Source organism: Cellulomonas sp. PS-H5 (assembly GCF_019265565.1).
Taxonomy (GTDB): Bacteria; Actinomycetota; Actinomycetes; order Actinomycetales; family Cellulomonadaceae; genus Cellulomonas.
Genome location: NZ_JAHVCI010000133.1, coordinates 1 through 676, shown reverse-complemented (window position 1 = coordinate 676; position 676 = coordinate 1). Strand labels below are relative to the sequence as shown.

Below are 676 nucleotides of genomic sequence, written 5' to 3'. Positions count from 1 at the left end.
CCCCACCCGCCGGGGCGTGTCGGGCAGAACGCTCCACCCCGCCCCGGCTGCACCGGCCGAGGCAGCCACCCGTCCGGGTGACGCCCGCGCCTTCACCCGGCGCCAGGGCCCCGTCGCCCGCCAAAAGCCTCACGCCACCCTTCGAGCCGCCGATCCTCACCTCAGACGGGTCCGCACCCGGTAGGAGGCAGCAGTGGAGGACATGGACGAGATCGTCCGCGAGTTCCTCGTGGAGAGCCACGAGAACCTCGACCAGCTCGACCAGGACCTGGTGGCCCTGGAGAGCGAACCGGGGTCGCGCTCGCTCATCGCGAGCGTGTTCCGGACGATCCACACGATCAAGGGGACCAGTGGGTTCCTCGCGTTCTCGCGCCTGGAGCGCGTGGCCCACGCGGGGGAGAACCTGCTCGTCGAGCTGCGCGACGGCCGCCGGTCGATGGACCAGGCGACCACCGACGTGCTGCTGCGGCTGGTGGACACGATCCGCGAGATCCTGCGGGCGATCGAGGTCGAGGGCGGCGAGGGCGGGGTCGAGATCGACGCGGTCATCGCGGCGATCGAGGCGATCCAGGCGATCGAGCCCGGTGCCGAGCCGGCCGCCGAGGCCGCCGCCCCGGCAGCCGCGGCCCCCGCGCCCGCCGCCCCGGAGCCCGCCGCCGAGCCCGAGCCCGCGCCG

General features: G+C 74.7%; 1 protein-coding gene. It reads left to right on the top strand.

Going from position 1 to position 676, the window contains the following annotated elements; all coding sequences use genetic code 11:
* Nucleotides 1–202: 202 nt before the first annotated feature.
* A partial coding sequence (locus tag J5O08_RS20585) for an Hpt domain-containing protein (protein WP_255590312.1) occupies nucleotides 203–676 on the top strand: 474 nt, incomplete at its 3' end.